A 20,751-nucleotide genomic window follows, 5' to 3' on the forward strand; every position below is an offset into this window, starting at 1 on the left:
TAATCCGTGATGCAGGTCTCACCACCCCCGAACGGGGGGTGGGTGGCCGGAAGGGCGGACAGGTGACGGCGGACGCGGCGGGGGCGGTGGAGATCGGTGGCGCGCTGGCCCGGCTGCGGCGCACGACGGGACTGCCCGTCGCCTTCGGCGGGCTGGTGGAGTCCGGCCGGCCGCAGATCCGCATCAGCGAGCTGAGCGGCACCACCACGGCCGCGCTGCGCTCGCTCGCGGTGACCTCCGGCAGCGGGCTCGGCGGCAAGGCGGTGGCCCTGGCCCGGCCGTGCGCGGTGACCGACTACTCCAGCTCCCGGCAGATCAGCCACGAGTACGACGTACCGGTGGCCGCCGAGGGCATCCGCGCGGTGCTCGCGGTGCCGGTGGTGGTCCGGCGCCGGGTGCGCGGGGTGCTCTACGGCGCGCTGCGCTCGGCCCGGCCGCTCGGTGACCGCGCGCTGGGCGCGGCGGTGGCGGCCGCGCGGGACGTGGAGCAGGCGCTGGTGGTGCGTGACGAGGCCCGGGGACTGCTGGCGGCGGCCCGGCCCGCGCAGACCGGCGCCGAGCGGGGCGCCGGGTGGGAACAGGTGCGGGAGGCGCACGCGGCACTGCGGGCGCTGGCGCCCCGGATCGCCGACCCGGAACTGCGGGCCGAACTGCTGGCCGCGTGCGGCCTGCTGACCGCGCCGCCACGTGCCGGGGGCGTAACCCTGGCGCCACGGGAGCTGGACGTGCTGTCCTGGGTGGCGGCAGGGGCCACCAACGCGGCGGTGGCCGAACGGCTGGGCCTGCGTCCGGAGACGGTCAAGGGGTACCTGCGGTCGGCGATGCGGAAGCTGGGCGCGCACACACGAGGGGAGGCGGTGACCGCGGCCCGGAGGGCGGGGCTGCTGCCGTAGTCCGAAGGCGGTGAGGAAACCTTCCCATTCATCCGGCGCCGCTTTGAATTTCCCTCTGCTTGACCGTTGTTATTTCCCTCACCAGGGCTTCCGTCCGAATTTCAAGGATCGTTGCCTAGAATTTGGTCCGGACACGACACACGAGGGGAGCGGTGACCGTGCGACGGGACTTCCAGGAGCCTGCCAGGTGCCGCCCCGACCTGGTCATCGGCCGCGAGGAGTTGTTCGCCGACGCCCGCGGGCAACTCGCCTCGGGGGGCAGTGTGCTGCTCCACGGCCCCGCCGGAATAGGGAAATCCACCGTCCTGCGGGCATTGGCCGAGGAATACGGCGCCACCGCGCGCACCGTCCTGCGCTGCTCGGCGACCGAGTCAGAATCCCACCTCCCCTTCCTCGCCCTCGCCGACCTCCTCGGCCTGGTCCTCGACGAGGTCTCCGCCCGGCTGCCCGCCGCCCAGCGCACCGCCCTGGAGTCGGCGCTCACCGGCCGCGGCGAGTCCAGCCTCCAGCGCGACGGCCTCGCCCTGCGCCTGGCCGTGCTCTCCGCGCTGCGCGCCCTCGCCGCCCACGGCCCGGTCCTCGTCGTCGCCGACGACCTGCAGTGGCTGGACCCGGCCAGCGCCGAACTCCTCGGCTTCGCCGCCCGGCGGCTGGAGGGCACCCCGGTGCAACTGCTGTGCGCGGTCCGCACGGAGGGGCAGGAGAGCCAGGAGTACGACCGCCAGCTGCGCGCCTGTCCGCCGGGCACCCGCGCCGTCCGGCTCGGCCCGCTGTCCCGCGCCCAGGTCGCCCAGCTGCTCGACCACCGCGGCCACGGCGGCCTGTCCCGCTCCACCGTCCGCGAGATCCACCGCACCAGCGGCGGCAATCCGCTGTTCGCCCTGGAGCTGGGCCGCGCCCTTGCCGACAACCCCACCCCGCCCCGGCCCGGCGAGCCGCTGCCCGTGCCGACCTCGCTGCGCGCCCTGGTCCTCAGCCGCCTCGACATGCTCTCCGTGGAGGCCCGCCGCACCCTGCTGGTGGCCAGCGCCGGCGCCCGGCCCACCCCGGCGCTGCTGCACGCGGCCGGCCGGGAGAACGCCGAGGCCGAGTGCGCCCAGGCAGCCGAACTCGGGCTGCTGGCCACCGAGCCCGACGCACCCGCCGTACGGTTCGCGCACCCCCTGATCTCCGCCGCGCTGTACGCGGAGGCCCCCGCGCACGAACGGCGGGCCGCGCACGCGGCGCTGTCCACGGCCGCCTCCGACCCGATAGAACGGGCCCGGCACCTGGCCCTCGCCAGCACCGGCACCGACCCGGAGGTGGCCGCCCGGCTCGCCGGGGCCGCCGCGCTCGCCCGGGACCGCGGGGCGCCCTCGGTCGCCGCCCAGCTGGGCCTGCTCGCCGCCCGGCACACCCCCGCCGACGGCAGTCCGAGCCAGGAGGAGCGCCGGCTCGCCGCCGCCGAGGACGCGATCACCGCCGGCGAGGTCGACCTGGCCCGGGACATCGCCCGGGAGGTACTGGCCCGGGCGAGCGTGCCCGCCGACCGGGTGCGGGCCTGGATGATCGTCATCGACACCGCCGGCCACACCATGGCCGAGGTCGACGCCGTCTTCCCGCAGGCCCTCGCCGACGCCGGCGACGACCCCCGGCTGCTGGCCCTCGTCCACTACCAGCTGGCCTGGCGGGCGCTGATCGTGGAGGGCGACTTCACCGAGGCCCGGGAGGCCGCCGCGCACGCCGCCGAACTCGCCGCGTGCGGCCAGGACCGGCGCACCGAACTGCTCGCCCTCGCCTTCCAGGCGCAGACCGAGACCCTGATGGGCCATCCGGAGGCGCCCCGCACCATCAAGCGCGCCCTGCGGGAACCCCAGGACCCGCGGGTGGCCTGGCACCACAACGGCGCGGGCAGCGCCCGGTTCCGCTGGCTCGTCATGGGCGACCAGCTGGCCGAGGCCCGGACCACCGTGACCGCGCTGCTGCGCGAGGTCCGCCGGCGCGGCTCGGTGGAGAGCGAGGTGCACTTCCTGCGCGGCCTCGCCGAGACGGAGCTGCGCGCCGGGCACTGCGGGCGCGCCCTCGACCTGGCCCGCGACAGCCTGCTGCTCGCCCGCGACTCGGGCATCGGCGAGACCGCCTCGGCGATGCTCACCTCGCTCGCGGAGGCGTCCGGCGGCGATGTCGACCGCGCGCTGGCACTCGCCCGGGAGGCGGTGGACCACGCCGAGGAGGACGGCGACCAGATGTACCTCTCCCGGGCGCTGGGCGCGCTCGGGTACGCGCAGCTGGTGGCCGGGGACCCGGCGGGCACCGTGCGCTCGCTGCGCCGGGTGCGCAGCCTGGAGCTGGGGCTCGGCATCACCGACCCGGCCCGCGGCCGCTGGCAGGGCGACCTCGCCGAGGCACTCGTCCGGATCGGTGAACCGGCCGAGGCGCAGGCCGTCATCGACGCGAGCCGGGAACACGCGCTGCGGCTCGGCCGGGAGAGCGTCCTCGCCGTACTGGACCGCTCCGAGGCCCTGGTGCGGGCCGCCCGGGGCGACCTGGAGGCCGCGCTCGCCCAGCTGACGTCCGCTCAGGACCGGCTCGGCAAGCTCGGCTACGGCCTGGAGGAGGCGCGGGCCGCGTTCGCGCTGGCCCGGCTGCACGGCAGGCGCACACCGGAGGGGGCCCGCGCGGCCGCCGCGGCCCTCGACGAGGCGGCCCGGATGTTCCGGCGCTGCCGGGCCCTGCCCTGGCTGCGCCAGGTGGACGCATCCCGCGCCGCCCCCGAGCCGGAACCGGCGCCGGCCGTGCCGGACGCGCCGGCCGCCCTGGCGGTGCTGGCCGCGATGGAGCGTCAGGTGGCCGCGCTCGTCATGGAGGGCGCCACCAACCGGGAGATCGCGGCCCGGCTGTTCATCAGCGTGAAGACGGTGGAGGCGACCCTGACCCGGGTCTACCGCAAGCTGGGGATCCGATCGCGCGTCGACATCGTCCGATTGGCGGCAGGTCGCCGCGCGCCCTGAGCGGCGCTCTTGTTAACTGAACCGGACCGAGGGTTTTCCCTCACCCAACCCCCTAGGGGGTTCCCTCATTGGGAGCCGAGGGTTCCGGGTCCTAGCGTAAAGGGCGTGCCGCTCGCCCGGGCATACGGGGGTCGGTCCCGCGACCCCCGTGCAACCCCCACCCGCGCGACCCCCACCGGTGCAACCCACTGAGGAGACTCATGTTCGGGCTCACACGTGCAAGACAGACCGCCGCGGCCCTGGTGGCCACCGCCGCCGCAGCGGCGACCGCGCTGCTCGCCTCCCCCACGGCGAGCGCCGCACCCCAGCCCATCGTCGGCGGTACGACCACCACGACGACCGCGTACCCGTTCATGATGCAGATCACGGACGCGTCCCAGAACCAGTTCTGCGGCGGCACCCTGGTGGCGCCCAGGAAGGTCGTGACGGCCGCGCACTGCATGGTCGGCGAGACCACGAGCAGCGTGCGGGTGGTCGGCGGCCGGACGTACCTGAACGGCACGAACGGCACGGTGAGCCGGGTCGGCAAGATCTGGATCAACCCGGACTACACGGACGCCACCAACGGCGACGACGTGGCCGTGCTGACCCTGTCGACGTCGATGCCGTACACCCCGGTGTCGTACGTCTCCTCCTCCCAGGGAGGCGTGTACGCGGCCGGCACCACGGCCCGCATCCTCGGCTGGGGCACCACTTCGGAGAACGGCAGCTCCTCCAACCAGCTGCGGACCGCGACCGTACCGATCGTGTCCGACTCCAGCTGCCGTTCCTCCTACGGTTCGGACTTCGTCCAGTCCGACATGGTCTGCGCCGGATACACGTCCGGTGGCGTCGACACCTGCCAGGGCGACAGCGGCGGTCCCCTGCTCATCGGGGGCGCCCTGGCAGGGATCACTTCCTGGGGCGAGGGGTGCGCGGAGGCCGGTTACCCGGGTGTCTACACCCGGCTGACCACCTTCTCGGACCTGGTGACCGCGCAGGTCAACTCGTGACCCGGAAGACTTCCCGAGCACCCCTCGGGTAACTGCCGGGGGGCGTTGCGGGCCACCACGAGCGGCCCGCAACGCCCCCTATCCAATGCCCCGCCGCACGCCGTCCGGCGCTCCGCGGCGGAGCCGGAGCCCGGCCGGGTGTGGCGGTTGCCGGCCCGGCACCAGCCCGCCTCGGGCGCGTTGCGGCGCTCGCGGCCGTCCCGCCCGGTGCCGTTGCTGATCCAGAGCGCCGGGGTACGGGCGTCCAGGGCGCCGTCGGCCCCGCGCAGCCGGGGAACCGGTGGTCATGAGGCAGTGGTTGCGCTCCAGCACGGCGGGCTGCCGCAGCACCCGGTGGATGCCCTCGGCGGGCAGCAGCGGGGTCGGGCGTCCGCGGTGAGGCCGGCCGGCGCCTCCTGCGGGCTCCGGCCGGCCATCCGGTCGCCGCGGTCGAGCCCGGTCAGAACGTAGAGCGGCGCGTCGGGCACCGCGAGCGTGTCCAGGGGGGCGAACAGCTCGACGTCGGTCATGCCGCCGGCCACGAAGCCGGGCCTGCCGTCGCGGCGGAGCAGCGGCGCAACGGCGGAGGCCGGCGCCCTCACCGCCGTACGACGCCCCCGAACCGGATGTCGTGCGCGGCCCCGTGCATGACCGTCAGCATCCGCTCCCCCTCCGCGGTCACCTCCTCCCGCCGGGCCCTGGACAGCTCGCCGAAGGTCTCGATGACGAGGGTGCCGCCGTCGAGCGTCCACAGACCGGCCAGGAAACCGTCGACCAGGAGGGTGCGGTACGCCTGGTTGCCCTGCCGGTTGCGGCCCCGGTGGGCGGGCGGGACAAAGCGGCCGCGGTCGGCGGGGCCGAGCAGGAGGTCGTCGTACTCGGGGAGGAAGCGCGGCGGCGCCGGGGTCTCCGGGCCGGGGCGCGGGGCGTCGGGAAGGTCGAACAGCTCCACGCCGGCCGGGTCACGGAACGTCAGCAGCCGGGGGCGCAGGCGTTCGAAGGCGGCCCGGAGGCGGGTGAGCCCGGCCCAGGCCTGCATGTCCCGCACGGACGCGGGACCGAAGGCGGCGAGATAGCGCAGGACCACCGCCTCCGGTGCCAGGGCCGGCCCGGCGGGGCGGCCCAGCCAGTGCTCGACGGTGGTCAGGGCGACCCGGCCGCTCTCCTCCCACAGCCCGCGCGGGGTGACCTGCACGAGCGGCAGCGTGCACCGGGCCGCGACGGCGAGGGCCCGCGGATCGGCCCCGGGCCACCGGGCCCCGAGCGCCGCCCGCAACTCGGCCATGGTCCGCGGCTCGGCCTCGACCAGGTCACGGGCGACGGCCGCGAGACGGCCGGGATCGACACCGGCCAGTCCCGCCCGGAAGCCCGCCTGCTCCCGGTCCCGGGCCGGCTGGACGAAGGGCCGCAGGGCGAGGCAGTCGTCGGCGGTGTGGGTGTGCGCCGTGGACCGCAGGCTGACCGTCCGGGCCACCTCCCGCCCGGCCATCAGCGCGGACAACCGCTCCGGCGCGAACTCCTCCAGCCGGGCGGCCGGCGCGTAGTACGGCGGCTTGGTGTTCTGCGCCTGCAACCCGACGAGATGGCCCACCACGTCCCGCACCGGCCGAGCGTGGCCCGGTTCAGCGCCCGCACCCCAGCACGGCCCCGCCCACCGCCGCACCGCCCTGCTTCCCCGCGCTCTTGGCCATGACGGCACGCTGACGGACACCCGGCGATCACCTTGCCCGACTTCCGGATCCACCGGCCGCCGACTGGCTACCATCGTGGCCGGGCCGCAAGCGGACACCCGTGGGGTGTGTCCCCGGCCCCGCAGCCGGGGGGGCTCATGACACGGTCAGTGGTCTTCGTGCACGGTACGGGCGTGCGCGAGAAGTCGTACAACGACACCTTCGCCACCGTACGGACGCGGATCCGCGCGATCCGGCCCGAGTGGGAGGTGCGGGGGTGCCTCTGGGGCCCCGCTCACGGCGCCGAGTTCGTCCACGGCGGCGTCTCGGTCCCCGGCTACACCCGCTCGGGCGGCGGCCGGGAAGCGGAGGACCTCGACGCGGCCATCGCCGAGTGGGAAGTCCTCTACAACGATCCCGGCTACGAACTCCGGCTGCTCGGCCTGCGCCCGCCGCCCCCGGCCGGCATGGTCCGCGGCCTCCCGCCCGCCAAGCGGTTCCTGAAGGCGGTCCAGGAGTACCGGCCTTCTCCCGACCTCGTGGCGCGCCTCGACCGGTACGGCCTGCGCACCGACTTCGATACGGCGCTGCGCACGGTGGCCGGCTCGCCCGAGGTGCGCGACGCCGCCACCACCGTCGACCACAACGGCTACGAGCACCGGTACGCCGTGGCCAAGGCCGTCGTGGCGGCCACCGTCGCCTCCGCCGGGGCCCGTGGTGCGGACGCCCTCGCCGGCCCGGACCGTGACGCCCTGCTGGCCGCCCTGAGCGGCGAGTTGTCGGGAGAGAGCCGGGCACTGACCGGCGGGGTGCGGCAGGCCGTGAAGACCTCCGCGCTGCGCCGGGCCACCCGGTGGGCCGTCGACCGCCGGGGTTCGCTGAGCGACGGCATGCTGCCGATGGCGGGCGACATCCTGCGCTACCAGGCCCGCGGCGACGGCGTCCGCCAGTTGATCCGGCGGACCGTCGAGAACGCTCCGGGCGACAAGGTCACCCTGCTGGCCCACAGCCTGGGCGGGGTCGCCGCCGTGGACCTGCTGGCCATGGAGCGGCTCGACCGGGTGGACCAGCTGATCACCGTCGGTTCGCAGGCGGGGCTCCTGTACGAGTGCGGCGCCCTGGCCTCCCTCGAACACCCGGACACACTGCCGGGGCACTTCCCGGCCGCCTGGCTGAACATCCACGATCCGTGGGACCTCCTCTCCTACCGCGCGGCCGGGGTGTTCAAGGGCCGTGCCCACGACGTCCAGGTCTCCAACGGACAGCCTTTCCCCCACGCCCACAGTGCGTACTGGTCCAATGCCGAGGTCTGGGACGCCGTCTCCGCATGGCTGGACTGAACCGGACCGACCCGAGCGACATCCACGCCGTCGTCGTCGGGCTGGAGAGCTACCCGAGGGATCCCGGCATGAGCCTGCGCGGGGCGGCCCGCAACGCGCTGCGCTTCGCGCGCTGGCTGCGCGACGGGGGCGTCCCGAAGGAGAACATCACCGTGCTGCTCTCCGCGCTGGACCAGGACGAGGCCGTCACCGCCGCGGCCGGGGAGGCGGACGTCCTCTGGCGGCGCGCCGACACGGCCGAGGACATCCGCAAGGTCTTCGTCCACGAGCTCCCGGCCGCCTCCGGTGGTCTGCTGTACGTCTACTGGGGCGGTCACGGGGCGCTGGGGACGGACAACGGCGGACGGCTGCTGTTCACCCCGGAAGCCTGCCCCGACGACCTGCGGTGCCTGCGCGTGGAGGAGCTGCGGGAGTTCCTGACGCGCCACGACCTGTCCGGCTTCACCCAGCAGGTGCTCTTCTTCGACGCCTGCGCCGCGTTCGTGGAGCACTACCAGCTCCGGCTGGCTCCGGTGCCCGTACCGTTCCCCCGGCACCCGCGCCGCGAGGTGGAACAGTACCTGCTGTACGCGGCCCGCGAGGGCCAGGAGGCCGAACAGGACGGGGCGGCGGGCACCGGGGTCTTCTCCCGCCTGCTGCTGGACTGGCTGGAGAAACACGCGTCCCGCCTGCACCCGGACCTGACCCGGCTCGAAGAGCATGTGCGGGCCGGTTTCGAGGAGGGGTACACCGACACGGGACCGCTGCAGACGCCCACGGTCTACCACCGCCGCGCCCTCGACGGCGGCGAGTTCAGCACCGCCTTCGCCCGCACGGACCCGTTGGCCGTGCTGGAGGTCCGCGCCACCTTGCGCAAGGCCCTCGGCGGGGACGACGACACCTGCCTGCTGTACGCCTCGCGGGTCGGCGGCGCCTGCGGTCACCCCCCGGTCACCACCGGGGATCCCGCGCACTGGTTCGCCGGAGCCCTGCTGACCAGGCCGCGGATGACGGCCACCTTCGTCGAGGCCCTGGTCCAGGACGGGATGACCCAGCCCGCCCGGGCGTTCCACGCTCTCGGCCTGGCCCACGGAGCTCCCGGTCTGCTGTCGGTCCGCGAACACGACGAGCTGCGGGACCTGCTCGCACGGTGGCCCGCCCTGTCCCCCGCCACGGTCAACACGCTCACGCAGGCCGCGGCGCCGGGCGTCGACGTGCACACGACGGCGAACGGCGTCCTGACCACGGCACAGCTCATGGAGCATCTCGCGACGCTGGAGGAGTACCCCGGGCGCCTCAGCCGGACGGGGAAGGGGTTCACCGTGCCCGCGGTGGTGGCGTTCACCCAGTACCTGGCCGTGCACACCGGCCCCGCGCCCGTGCCCTATGCCCTGCGCAGGCATCTGGACCGCTGGGGCGAGCGGGTCGCCGGGCGGCTGTTCGTCGAGCCCGCCGAACTCGACTCCGTCCGTGACCGGGCGGCCGAGTGGGACGAGGCGTTCATCGCGGCGGACGCGTCCTCGCGGGTCGTCGTCCAGGTCCATCCCCAGGGCGAGCGGGACACCTACGTCTGTGTGGTCTGGGTCGACGCCGGCACAGGGACGCTGGACCGGTTCCAGGACCCGGAGAACGGAGTGCCCCTCGGTTCCACACGGGCCATGAGACTCGTCCAGCGGGCCGCCCAGTCGCTCACCGACGAGGACGGCACCGCGCCCGTCGTGGAGATCGTGCTGGACCACGAGGACATCCTGGACGTCTCCGTCCACGCGTGGGACGGCGCCGGTGGCGTCGGAACCCCCCTGCTCTTCGGCGTGGAACAGCGCATCACGCTGCGCTGCGCACCCATGGTCGCCGTCCACCGGGAGCAGAGCAGGCGGGCCTCCCTCAAGCGGCGCTGGGCACGTCGTACCCGGGGCAACGACGTCGTCTACCTGGACGAGTCGCACATCGCCGACGATCCCCGGGCGACCCGGGCGTACGGGGCCCTCACCACCGACCGCGACGCGGCCCGCGCGGTGGTGCGCAGCGGCCGGAGAGCCGGTGAGCTGCTGGTCCGGGCGGCGCTCGCCGTGGGGTACCCGGTCGTCCTGTGGGACAGCGAGGACTCACGGGCCCTGGACCGCACGCACTTCGCGCCCCTGGAGCCGGAGGGCGACCTGTCCGGACTGCCGGAACGGGTGCGTTACTACTGGGCGGAGACCCACCGGGACCCCCCACGGCATCCGATCCGGCCGGCCCTGCTCCTCGAAGACCACGACCGGGACCTTCCGCCGGTGCCGTCGCTGACCCGTTCGCCCGCCCCAGAAGAGGAAGCGAGTTGCTGATGACCGACCCGACCGGTGCGGCCGCGGCCACCGAGGATCCCGGCTGGCGGATCTTCCGGGGCGACGGCACCCAGCGCAGGGTGAAGCTCCCTCCGGCCCCGCCGTGGCGCCGCTTCACGCACCGGGAGGACGGGGCGGAGGGGGACGGCGGCGGCGAGACGCGCGCGGACGACGCCGCGGGGACCGCGCCGAAGGCGCGCTACGTCATCGGCGAGGAAGAGGCCGACGTGATCAACGCGGCCCTGCACCTGCGCCGTCCCCTCCTGGTCACCGGCCATCCGGGGGTGGGGAAGACCGCGCTCGCCGACGCGGTCGCCCACGAACTGGACCTCGGCCCCGTCCTGCGCTGGCCGGTCAACAGCCGGTCCACGCTCCAGGACGCGCTGTACCGGTACGACGCGATCGGCCGGCTCCAGGAAGGCAGTCTGGCGACCGAGGCGGGCCAGGCGGCGCCGAGCATCGGCAGGTACGTCCGGCTCGGCCCCCTGGGCACGGCGCTGGTGCCGGCCGAGCGGCCCCGCGTGCTCCTGGTCGACGAACTGGACAAGGGCGACGTCGATCTGCCGAACGACCTGCTGACGGTGTTCGAGGAGGGCTCCTTCGAGATCCCCGAACTGTCCCGGCTGCCCGATTCCCAGTCCGCCGTCGACGTGTTCACCGCGGACCGGGGCGAACAGGTGACGGTACGGCGCGGCTTCGTGCGCTGCACGGAGTTCCCCGTCGTCGTGATCACCAGCAACGGCGAGCGGGACTTCCCGCCGGCGTTCCGCAGGCGCTGTCTGCCCCTGAACCTGCACGATCCACGGCCGGAACGGCTCAAGCAGATCATCCTCGGTCATCTCGGTCCCGACGCGCTCGCGGAGGCCGACGACCTGGTCGCCGCGTTCCTGAAGGAGCGCAGCATGAAGGAACTGGCCACCGACCAGCTGCTCAACGCCGTCTTCCTGCGTCACGGAGGAGCCAGGCTCGATCCCGAAGGGCTGCTGCGGTCCGTGCTGCACCAGCTGAACTCCGGCGGCTGACACGTGATCCGGGAGCTGGAGCGCATCCTCCGCGCGGCGGGCGTGGACCTCGACGACGAGGACCTGCTCGACGCCCTGTGGCTGAGCAGGCGGCTGCCGCGCGGGGCGGGGACACCGCTGGCCCGCCGGGTGCCCGGGGTGCCTGCGGCCGGTGCCATGCCGGAGACGGCCGCGGCACCGGCCGCGGGCGCGCGCCTTCCCGCCACCGATGCCCTCCCCCACGCCCCCACCGGCTCCCCGCCCCTGCCGGAAGCCGAGGGAGCCGCCCCGGAACACCTGGGGGCAGTCAGCGGCGCCCCTTCACCGGTGACCGCCTCCGGCGGGCTGCGCCTGCCCGGTGCCAAGGTCCTGGGCAGCGAACTGTCCCTCGGCCGCGCCCTGCGCCCGCTCAAACGCCGGGTTCCGAGCGTCTTCCACACGGAACTCGACGAGCAGGCGACGGCCGCGTCCCAGGCCGACACCGAGATCCCGAACGTGGTGCTGCGCGCACGGCCCGAACGCTGGCTCCGCCTCGCGCTGGTCATCGACAGCGAGGTGTCCATGGTGCTGTGGGAACGGCACTGCCGTGAGCTCCAGGCCGCCCTGGAACACAGCGGTGCCTTCCGGCAGATCGAGGTCCACCAGCTGTGGTACCGGGCGGCCGCGCCGGCCTCCTCCGCGAAGCAGCGCGAGGTGTTCCTCGTCCGCCCCTGGAGCGGCAGCAGGACGACCGCCCTGCCCGCCACCACGCTGAACGACCCCTCCGGGCGCACCCTGGTCCTGGTGGTCACGGACGGTGCGGCCCCCGCCTGGCAGGACGGGCGGATGCGTGCCCAGCTGGAGAAGTGGGCCTCGTCCGGACCCACGGCCGTGGTCCACGTACTCCCGCGCCACCTCTGGGCCGGCACCGGGGTGACCGCCGACACCTGGCACGTCACCGCACCGCGCCCCGGCTCCGCCAACGCCGCGTGGCGGATTGCCGACCCGTTGCTGCCCCCCGACGTCTCGTCGTTCGCCGGTGTGCCGGTGCCCGTGGTCGAGCTGACGCCGTCGGGACTGCACGCGTGGGCCGACGCGATCACCACGGTCGGGCGCCCGGTCCCCCTGCGGCTGTGGGAACCGCGTACCCCGGACACCGCGCGCTCGGCCGGTCGTCCGGCACCGCGCTCCGCCGCACGCGCGTTCCTCCGTACGGCGTCCCCTCCGGCCGTACGTCTCGCCGCCCACCTCGCGGCCGTGGCACCGGTGACGGTCCCCGTGATGCACCTCGTGCAGACATGTCTCCCCGGGGCCGCGGGTGCGTCGGCGCTGGCCGAAATCTTCCTCGGCGGCCTGCTGCGGCCCGTGCCGCGCGAGGGGCAGGCGCGACCCGAAGGGCCCGCGAAGCACCGCCTGTTCGACTTCACCGAGGCGACCAAGGACCTGCTCCTCGACACGGTCCCGCTCCGGGAACTCGTCGCCTCCAGCCGCCGGGTGGGCGAACGCGTCGAGCAACTCGTGGGCAGGTCACCGGACTTCCCGGCATGGCTGGTGCCGCCGGCGCGCGCCGGCCGGCCGGACGGCGCGCCCCATCCGTTCGCCCGCGTCGGGACCGCCCTGCTGAGCCGGCTCGGGTACGACGAGGCCGAGGCCTTCGTCCGGGACGACGACGAAGAAGAGGAGACGACGGAGAGCGAGAGTCCGCCGCCGCTCTGCCGGGCCCTCGTCATCACCTCGCTGGCGGGCGAATACTCCGCCGTCCGCTCCCACCTCGCGGACCGGGAGGAACTCGTCGACCCGTACGGAACCATCATCGAGCGCGGCCGGCTGGCGGGAACGTCCGGATTCGTGGCGATCGCCGAGGTGGGGGAAGGCAACACGACGGCCGCCGTGCTCATCTCACGGATGCTCGACTGGCTCCGCCCGGAAGCGGTGCTGCTCACCGGGGTCGCGAGCAGCCTGAGGGGCGACATCCGGATCGGGGACGTCGTCGTCGGCACCAAGACGTACGACTTCCACCGCGGCACGCAGACACCTACGGGCTTCGGAGTACGGCCAGAGGCTTGGACCGCCTCCCACGCGCTGACGGAGGCGGCCCGTTCCGCGGTGGAGAACGTGTCCGACGTACGGGTCCACTTCAAACCGGTGGCGACCGGTGACGTGCTGCTCGCCAGGGAGACGACACGGCTGCTCCAGCATCTCCGCGACCAGTTCGACGATGCCGGCGCGCTCGCTGTGGACAGCTGGGGCTCCGCACACATGACCTACTTGAACGGCGACCTCGACCTCCTGACGGTTCGGGGGATCAGCGATCTCGCTCATGCCGAGAAGCGCGGGCCCGACTCCCCGGAAACCTTCGTGCAGGCGGCGGCCCAAGCGGCCAGGGTGACCATGGCGGTGCTGTTGCACTACCTGGCCGATCCGAACGCTGAGGAAGACCGGTACGACGAGCCTCACTACACCGCATCGCCGCCCACTGCGGTGGACGCCCTGCCCCCGACGGATCCGTCCTTCACCGGACGGGATGCGGAGCTGGCCCGGCTGATGGACGTTCTCGCACCTGGTTCTCCCGATGTCCCAGTGATTGTGCTGTCGGGACTGGCCGGAACGGGGAAGACGACGCTGGTCCTGCACGCGGCACACGAAGCCCGCTCGAGGGGCTGGTTCCCGGGCGGGACGCTCCTCGTGAACCTGCGCGGCTATGCCGACACTCCGGTCACCGCCCACGAGGGCCTGGACGTCCTGTTGCGGGCTCTCGGTATCGACCCGACGCGCATTCCCGGCACGGCCGACGAGCGGGAGGCGCTGTACCGCGCCGTCCTGGCAGAACGGGTCCGGCAGCAGGGGCCGATGCTGATCGTCGCCGACGACGCGTCGTCGTCGGAGCAGGTTCGTCCGCTGCTCCCGGGCGGCGGCCACCGACTCCTGGTCACCTCACGCCACCGCCTGCCCCAGCTCGGCGCACGGTTCATGCAGGTGCACCAGCTCGCTCCCGACGAGTCCGTGGAACTCCTCCAGCGCGCCCTCACCGTCGCCCGTGCCTCCGACGACCGGGTCCGCGCGGACGTCCGCGCGGCCCGAAGGCTGGCCGAACTCTGCGGGTACCTGCCGCTGGCGTTGCAGATCGCGGCCGCGCTCCTCGCGGAGGACCCGGGCCGACCGGTGGCGGATCTGGTGGGGCAACTCGCCGCCTCCCGTGATCGCACGGACCGCCTGGACGACGGGGAACGCAGCGTCCGCGCCGCCTTCGACCTCTCCTACCGGAGCCTTCCACCCGAGCAGGCCCGCCTGCTGAGCCTGCTCGCTCTCGCACCAGGACCCGAGGCGAGTGATCAGGTGATCGCGGCCCTCGTCGGATCCGAGCAGTCGCCGACCGGGGACCTCAGGGCACTGGCCCGTGCGCATCTCGTGGAGCGGGTCAGGAGCAAGGGGTGGCGAGTACACGATCTCGTGCGGGCGTACGGAAACGGTGTCGTCGCGGCGGACGTGGAACTGCGTGGCGAAGGAGCGGCGGCCCGGGATCGCGTTCTCGCGCTGTACGGCAGATGGGCGAAGGCCGCCGACGCCCGGCTGCGCTGGCTGCCGGGGATGCCGGAACCGCAACTGTTCGCGAGCCGGGCGGAGGCACTGGCCTGGCTGGACAGGGAGCGGGAGGGGCTGGTGTCGGCGGTGCACTGGGCGACGGAGGAACGGTACGCGCGGGCGGCGGTGGACCTCGCCGGGGATCTCGCCTACTACCTGATGTGGCGTCGGTACTTCGCCGAATGGATCACGGTGAGCACCGTCGCCTTGGACGCCGCCCGTCTCACCGGTGACCAGGCCACACAGGCCATCGCCTACGGCAACCTCGGCAAGGCCCTGCAGCAAACGGGCCGGATGGAAGAGGCCGTCTCCGCACTCAATCGTGCCCGGGACCTTCAGCACGATGCGGGAAACCCTTACGGCGAAGCCACGGCATGGAGCAATCTCGGCGATGCTCTTCAGCTGGCGGGACGCGTGGACGAGGCGATCGACGCTCTGTCCCGGGCACGCGACCTGCACCAAGCTGTGGGGAACCGGGTGGATGAAGGGATGGCTTGGAACAGTCTCGGACTGGCACTGCACATGGCGGGTCGGATGGAAGAGGCCATGGAGTCGCTCACCCGTGCGCGTGATCTCTACAACGCCACCGGGGACCGCCACAGCGAGGGCATTGCGTTGCACAACCTCGGTCTCGCCCTGCACAGCGCGAGGCGTCCGCTGGCAGCCGCCGAGGCGTACAGCGCCGCTGTCGAGATCTTCCGGGAGTTCGAGGATTGGTACGGCACGGGCCAGGCCCTCGAATCGCGGGCCTCCCTCCACCTCGACGCGGGAGAGCGCACCCGGGCCCGAACCACCCTGCTGGAAGCCGCCGAAGCCTATGCCCGTGCCGCCGCGCACTCCGAGGCGGCCCGGGCGCTGGCTCACGCGGAAGAGCTCGTCTGACGGCTGACCGCGGGACGGGCACGTCCGGGGCAACGCCCTCGGGCCGTGCGATGTCGTAGGAAGAGATCGAGGACTTGGCGGAAGGGGCGGACATGCGCGAGGCGTTGGTGCTCGGGGGCGGTGGGGTCGGGGGGATCGCCTGGATGACCGGGGTGCTGGTGGGGCTCGCCGAGGTGGGGCGGGATGTGACGGGGGCCGGGCTGCTGGTGGGGACCTCGGCGGGGTCGACCGTGGCGGCCCAGGTCGGCAGTGGGCTGCCGCTGGAGGAGTTGTACGCCCGGCAGGTGGATCCCTCGGTGCAGGCCGCGGAGATCATGGCCGAGATGGATCTGGAGAAGTTCGCCGCGCAGCTCGGTGCCGCCGCCGAAACGGCCGCGTCGGTGGCCGAGTTGCGGCGCGCGGTCGGGCGGGTGGCGCTCGCGGCGCGGACGGTCTCCGAGGCCGAACGGCGGACGGTGATCGAGTCCCGGCTGCCGGACCACGGGTGGCCGGAGCGGGCGCTGAAGGTGGTCGCGGTGGACGCGGACAGCGGTGAACCGCGCGTCTTCGACCGGGACTCGGGTGTCCCGCTGGTGGACGCCGTCGCGGCGAGCTGCGCCGTGCCGGGTGTGTGGCCGCCGGTGACGATCGGCGCGCGCCGGTACGTGGACGGCGGGGTGCGGTCCGTCGCCAACGCCGACCTCGCCGCCGGTGCCGACCGGGTGCTGGTGCTGGTGCCGCTGGGGGTCACCGAGCCGTTCCCCAGCGAGCAGCCGCTGGAGCGGTCGGTGGCGGAGCTGCGCGAGCGGGGTGCCGAGGTCGTGGTCGTCGCACCCGACGAGGCGTCGGCCGCGGCGATCGGCGACAACCCGCTCGACCCGTCCACCCGCCGCCCGGCCGCCGGGGCGGGCCGTGGCCAGGGGCGCTCGCTCACGCTTCCCTGGGCCCGGGACTGAACGCGGCTGCGCCTCACGGCGTCCGGTCGCACACCGACGGCAGCCAGGTCAGGTCGGAGGTGGTGCTGAGGGTGTCCAGGGAGCGGAGGAGGGCGTCCAGGTGGCCGGGGTCGGCGAGGAACTCGATGGTGGCCTCGGCGAACGCGTCACGGACCGCGGGCGGCATCGCGTCGGAGGCGTCGAAGCAGTGCACCTCGTGCGGGTCGCGCAGGGTGCGGGCCAGGGAGCGGCGCCAGTCGGGCCCGGTGCCGCCGGCACCGGGTCGGACGCCGGTGTGGACGGAGAAGCCGGACTCCTCGTCGCTCCAGGCCCGTTGGGCGTCGGCGGAGGCCAGGTGGCGGATGAGCTTCCTGGCCTCCGGGGTGGCGTGCAGCAGGGCGACGAGGTCGCCGGAGACCTCCCACGGGTGGCTGCCGGTGGCGCCCAGGACGAGCTGGGCGGAGGGGGCGTAGCGGCCGTCGGCCCGCTGCCAGGCGGGCCGGCCGCGGATGAAGGAGGCCTGGTGCTCCAGGGTGCAGCCCCGCGGTTTCGCGGTCACCGGCCGTGAGGCCTCACCGTACGGCGTCTTCAGGGCCCGCCGGACCAGCTCCCGGTCGCCGCCGGCGCCGACCAGCCGGCCCCAGGCCTTCCACACGTCCTTCATCTGCGGGGACTGCCAGGACAGATCGCCGCGCGCCCATGTCTCGTAGAACCGCGCGCCGTAGCGCTGGAGCAGCAGGTCCTCGATCCAGTCGGTGCCGGGCCAGCCGCTGGTGGCGCCGGAGCCCATGCCGACGCACCACTCGGCCGGCCGGTGCACGGCTCGTCCGCGCTGCTGCTCCCCGACGTCGGCCGGGTACCAGACGATGCTCTTCAGATCGGCCTTGAGCGGGAACCAGTACACGTGCCCGTCGGCGAGCGGCATGGCCCAGGACGGCCCGAAGTTTTTCGGGTCCACCAGCTGTTCGAGCGGCGCGAGGTGCTTCTGCCGTGCGTATTCGGCGAGTTCGCCGGGGCCGGTGAGCACCACCACGTCGGGCGGCGTCCCGGCCTCGACGTCGGCGCCCAGCACCTGGCTCTCGGCGTTGCTGCCCTGGTAGTCGACGTGGATGTGGTACTTCCGCTCGAAGGGCTCGATGACCGCCTGACGGAAGTGCTTCTCGTCCTCACCCGTCCAGTTGGCCAGCAGCGTGACGGTCGGCTCGTTCCCGAGGGCGCGTACGCCCGTCACGACGGCCGCCGCCAGCAGGGCCAGGCAGCTCGCCAGCACCGTCACCCTGCGGACCAGGCGGCGCGAAGGCCGGGGCCGGGCGCTCACCGGGGCCTGAACCGGTAGTCGTCGATGTGCCGCCGCAGGCCCGTCTCGGCCAGTGCCATGAGCAGGACGCCTCCTATGAGGATCCACACCGCCGCCGCCGCGCGGAAGCCGGTGTGGGCCAGGTACGAGGCGGTATCCCGCCCCGCGTCGGGGATGAGCCGCCCGGGCAGCGGGCGGTCGAGCAGGTGCCGGGTGTCCGTCATGCCCTGCTGGGTCCAGGCGGTGAACAGCACGGCGGCCGCGAAGCCCGCGGTCAGCAGGGCGAGCGCGGCGAGGAGCCGGCGGTTGTAGCGGCGCCGGAAGCGGTACCGGAGGAAGAGCTGGGTCTCCAGCAGCGCGGCGCCGAGGGCGAGGGCCAGCAGCAGGGTGACGCTCCAGGCGAGCCAGAGCAGCGGGCCGAACGAGGTCTGCCGGTGCACGGCGGCCCGCTGCTGGCGTTGCAGGGCTCTCAGGCGGTCCTGTATCCCGGAGCCCTTTTCGGTCAGGATGCTGGTGGCGTAGCTGAGGTAGGCCTCCCGCAGCACGCTGCCGTCGGGCTGGAGCTGTGACTGCTGGACCTTGACGGCGTAGACGGTGATCAGCCCGGCGATGGTCTGGAGGGCCTGGCGGCCGGCCGGTCCGCCGAGGTCGTCGTCCGCGGCGGCGGCCGACAGGCTCTGTGCGGCGACCGAGATCTGCTTCTGGAAGTCGCTGGTCGGGGCCGGCGCGCCGGCGTCCTGCCGGGCCTGGCCGAGCGCGTACAGCGCGGTGTCGAGGGACAGCACGGACGGGGCGCTGGAGGTGCGCAGCGGGTTCGCGTCGGCGTGCACGCCCTGGTACGACACGAAGAGGGACAGCGTGAGCAGGGCCGACAGGGTCAGCAGCAGGCGGTGGCGGACGGCGAGGTCGTGGGCGGTCGTGCTGCCGCCCTCCGGCGGGCGCGGCCCGGCACCGGTCAGCCGGGCGAACAGGCCGGCGAGGCGGCGGGGCGCCCCGCCGGGGGTGCGGCGGTCGGTCGCGCGCGAACGCAGGCGCGGGTGCGGCGGCGGGACGGGCGGCGCTGCGGGGGCATGCGTACGGGTGCCGGTTCCGGTGCCTGGGGGCGCGCCCCCGCTGCGGCCCGGGCCGGGGGGCACGCCCTCACCGCGGGCCGGGCCGAGGGGCACACCCTCACCACGGCCCGGGCCGAGGGGTGCACCGTCACCACGGGCCGGCCCGAAGGGCGCACCGTCACCACGGGCCGGCCCAAGGGGCCCACCGTCACCACGGGCCGGCCCAAGGGGCCTACCTCCGCCCGCGCCCGTTGGCGTACCTCCGCCCGCGCCCGGTGTCGTACCTCCGCCGGTGCTCATGCGGGCGACCCCCTCAGCAGCCGTCCGCAGTCGCCCCCGCAGTAGACGGAGTCGGCCGGGCCGAGCCATCGGCAGTCCGGGCACTCGACGAGCCCGTCGGGGCGGACCGTGACGGCGGGCCCGGCGGAACCGGGCGGGGCGGCCGCGCTCCCGGGCGGAGCGCCGCCGGTGCCTGGGCCGCCCGGCCGGGGCCGGGCCGGCGGGATGGGCGCCCGCGGTTCCGGTGGGGTCGTCAGGGCGCTGGAGAGGATCAGGTGCTGCCAGTCGACGTCCTTCAGGCCGCCGCGCACCCGGCCGGTGCCGGGCGCGGTCTCGATCAGCCGGAGCGCGCCGAGCAGTTGGGCGTCGCCCAGTTCGCCGGCCAGGGCGAGGGCGCGGGCGAGTTCGCGGTCCGCGGTGTCGCGGCCGTCCGTGCCGCGCAGCCAGGCCCGGTAGGCGTGGGCGACGGCGGCGCCGGCCTGCTGGTACAGCTCGTGCCGGCGGACCCCGGGATGCCGGCGGGAGGCGTCGAGCGGGTTGTCGGTCCAGCGCACCAGGACGGGCTGCGGCGCGGGCAGCCGTACCGGCCGGCCGAAGTCGGGTACGACGATCTCGACGGCGGCCAGCTGGAGGTCCTCGCCGGTCTCGCGGCCGGTCGGGTCGGCGCCGAGGACGACCTGGAAGTGCCGTACCTCCTCGCCCCAGGCGCGGGTGACGTACTCGGCGCCGCGTCCGCCGGGGCCGGCCGGGACCGGGGGCAGTTCCTGCTCGTTCGGTACGACCTGCTTGACCTGGCGGATCACGGTGCCGGGGGTGGGGGTGAGCCGGATGCGCAGTTCCGGTACCGCCGTGCCGAGCAGTCCGGCGACCAGTTCCTCGTAGGCGGCGGTGAGTTCGGACGCGGCGCGGACGGCGCGGGCGCGGCCGTGCAGCCGCCGGGTGATGCGCAGCAGCAGTTCGGCGTCCCAGTCGTCGCCGATGCCCCAGGCGTCGCAGACGAACCGGCCCTCGCAGGCGTCGAGGGCGGTGTCCAGGGCCATGGCGGCCCGGTGGTCGTGCTCGTTGCGCCCGTCGGTGAGCAGCAGGACGTGTTTGACGGGGGCGGGCTGGTCCTTCAGGAGCCGGCGGGCGAGGTCGAGCCAGGTGCCGATGGCGGTGCCGCCGTCCGCGTCCAGGATCCGTACGGCCCGTTCGGCGGCCGCGCGTTCGGCGGCCCCGGCGACGGCGAGGACGGCGCTGCCGGGCCCGGGGTGGACCAGGGTGGCGTCGAACCGGCCGGCGAGCACGGCGAACGCGGTGCCGTCGGGCAGCATCCGGACCGCCGCGACGGTGGCGTCCTTGGCGGCATGCAGTTTGGCGGCGGGGTGGAGCATGGAGCGGGAGGTGTCGACGATCAGCACCTCGGCGAGGGCGGGCCCGGTGCCGGGCACGGGCGTGCCGGTGTGTCCCGGGCGGCCGCCCCTGACCCCGATCTCCAGGATGGCGTGCATCTCCCGGTCCGGGGGCCGGCCGGCCGGGTCCGGTTCGACCGGCAGTTCCTTCTGCTGGCCGACCGCGAGGGTCACCTCGGTCTCCTCGGCCACGGTCATCACTGCCTC

At 74.4% G+C, this 20,751-nt stretch carries 11 protein-coding genes and 2 pseudogenes; 8 read left to right on the plus strand and 5 right to left on the minus strand.

What is annotated here, in order from left to right; translation table 11 throughout:
• Window positions 1-62: 62 nt before the first annotated feature.
• The 3 genes from IG05_RS0102025 (at window position 63) to IG05_RS0102035 (ending at window position 4,875) form a co-directional block, all read left to right on the plus strand.
• Window positions 63-893 carry a response regulator transcription factor gene (locus tag IG05_RS0102025; RefSeq protein ID WP_030338576.1) on the plus strand — a complete coding sequence of 277 codons (831 nt, stop codon included), beginning with the start codon at window positions 63-65 and terminating at the stop codon, window positions 891-893.
• Window positions 894-1,045: 152 nt separating this feature from the next.
• Window positions 1,046-3,883 (plus strand): ATP-binding protein, encoded by a 2,838-nt coding sequence (locus IG05_RS0102030; protein ID WP_030338577.1) that lies wholly within the window; start codon window positions 1,046-1,048, stop codon window positions 3,881-3,883.
• 200 nt (window positions 3,884-4,083) lie between these two features.
• Window positions 4,084-4,875, plus strand: a complete 792-nt coding sequence (locus IG05_RS0102035) for a S1 family peptidase (protein WP_030338578.1) — start codon at window positions 4,084-4,086, stop codon at window positions 4,873-4,875.
• Between the two features lie 104 nt (window positions 4,876-4,979).
• Here IG05_RS0102035 and IG05_RS48990 read toward each other — a convergent pair.
• Both IG05_RS48990 and IG05_RS41825 read right to left on the minus strand, forming a co-directional pair.
• Window positions 4,980-5,453, minus strand: a pseudogene (locus tag IG05_RS48990) (DUF5701 family protein); the annotation flags it as partial.
• Window positions 5,453-6,489 (minus strand): annotated as a pseudogene (locus IG05_RS41825) (winged helix DNA-binding domain-containing protein). The pseudogenes IG05_RS41825 and IG05_RS48990, both read right to left, overlap by 1 nt.
• Before the next feature lie 193 nt (window positions 6,490-6,682).
• Here IG05_RS41825 and IG05_RS0102050 point away from each other — a divergent pair.
• The 5 genes from IG05_RS0102050 (at window position 6,683) to IG05_RS0102070 (ending at window position 16,546) form a co-directional block, all read left to right on the plus strand.
• The gene (locus IG05_RS0102050; protein ID WP_030338579.1) at window positions 6,683-7,864 is read left to right on the plus strand and encodes a hypothetical protein; all 1,182 of its coding nucleotides are present in this window, start codon (window positions 6,683-6,685) and stop codon (window positions 7,862-7,864) included.
• Window positions 7,852-10,167 carry a hypothetical protein gene (locus tag IG05_RS43570; RefSeq protein WP_051789446.1) on the plus strand — a complete coding sequence of 772 codons (2,316 nt, stop codon included), beginning with the start codon at window positions 7,852-7,854 and terminating at the stop codon, window positions 10,165-10,167. Before IG05_RS0102050 ends, IG05_RS43570 begins: the two co-directional genes overlap by 13 nt.
• Window positions 10,167-11,189, plus strand: a complete 1,023-nt coding sequence (locus IG05_RS0102060) for an AAA family ATPase (protein ID WP_030338581.1) — start codon at window positions 10,167-10,169, stop codon at window positions 11,187-11,189. Before IG05_RS43570 ends, IG05_RS0102060 begins: the two co-directional genes overlap by 1 nt.
• 3 nt (window positions 11,190-11,192) lie before the next feature.
• Window positions 11,193-15,611 carry an SAV_2336 N-terminal domain-related protein gene (locus IG05_RS44525; RefSeq protein ID WP_078893851.1) on the plus strand — a complete coding sequence of 1,473 codons (4,419 nt, stop codon included), beginning with the start codon at window positions 11,193-11,195 and terminating at the stop codon, window positions 15,609-15,611.
• Between the two features lie 92 nt (window positions 15,612-15,703).
• Complete coding sequence (locus tag IG05_RS0102070) at window positions 15,704-16,546, plus strand: patatin-like phospholipase family protein (RefSeq protein WP_030338583.1); 843 nt, start codon at window positions 15,704-15,706, stop codon at window positions 16,544-16,546.
• 13 nt (window positions 16,547-16,559) lie between these two features.
• Here IG05_RS0102070 and IG05_RS0102075 read toward each other — a convergent pair whose 3' ends face one another.
• The 3 genes from IG05_RS0102075 to IG05_RS0102085 all read right to left on the minus strand — a co-directional run bounded on the left by IG05_RS0102075 (window position 16,560) and on the right by IG05_RS0102085 (window position 20,742).
• Window positions 16,560-17,801, minus strand: a complete 1,242-nt coding sequence (locus IG05_RS0102075; protein ID WP_234335743.1) for an ABC transporter substrate-binding protein — start codon at window positions 17,799-17,801, stop codon at window positions 16,560-16,562.
• Window positions 17,802-17,839: 38 nt separating this feature from the next.
• A complete protein-coding gene (locus IG05_RS0102080) occupies window positions 17,840-18,988 on the minus strand; it encodes a hypothetical protein (RefSeq protein WP_234335744.1) in 1,149 nt (382 codons plus the stop codon).
• 182 nt (window positions 18,989-19,170) lie between these two features.
• A complete protein-coding gene (locus IG05_RS0102085) occupies window positions 19,171-20,742 on the minus strand; it encodes a VWA domain-containing protein (RefSeq protein WP_030338586.1) in 1,572 nt (523 codons plus the stop codon).
• Window positions 20,743-20,751 lie beyond the last annotated feature (9 nt).

This window comes from Streptomyces sp. NRRL S-1022 (assembly GCF_000720135.1).
Classification (GTDB): Bacteria; Actinomycetota; Actinomycetes; order Streptomycetales; family Streptomycetaceae; genus Streptomyces.

Coding starts and splice junctions, on each gene's coding strand:
- IG05_RS0102035 (WP_030338578.1), top strand. CDS start 4,084: ATGTTCGGGCTCACACGTGCAAGACAGACCGCCGCGGCCCTGGTGGCC.
- IG05_RS0102050 (WP_030338579.1), top strand. CDS start 6,683: ATGACACGGTCAGTGGTCTTCGTGCACGGTACGGGCGTGCGCGAGAAG.
- IG05_RS43570 (WP_051789446.1), top strand. CDS start 7,852: ATGGCTGGACTGAACCGGACCGACCCGAGCGACATCCACGCCGTCGTC.
- IG05_RS0102060 (WP_030338581.1), top strand. CDS start 10,167: ATGACCGACCCGACCGGTGCGGCCGCGGCCACCGAGGATCCCGGCTGG.
- IG05_RS0102070 (WP_030338583.1), top strand. CDS start 15,704: ATGCGCGAGGCGTTGGTGCTCGGGGGCGGTGGGGTCGGGGGGATCGCC.
- IG05_RS0102085 (WP_030338586.1), bottom strand. CDS start 20,742: ATGACCGTGGCCGAGGAGACCGAGGTGACCCTCGCGGTCGGCCAGCAG.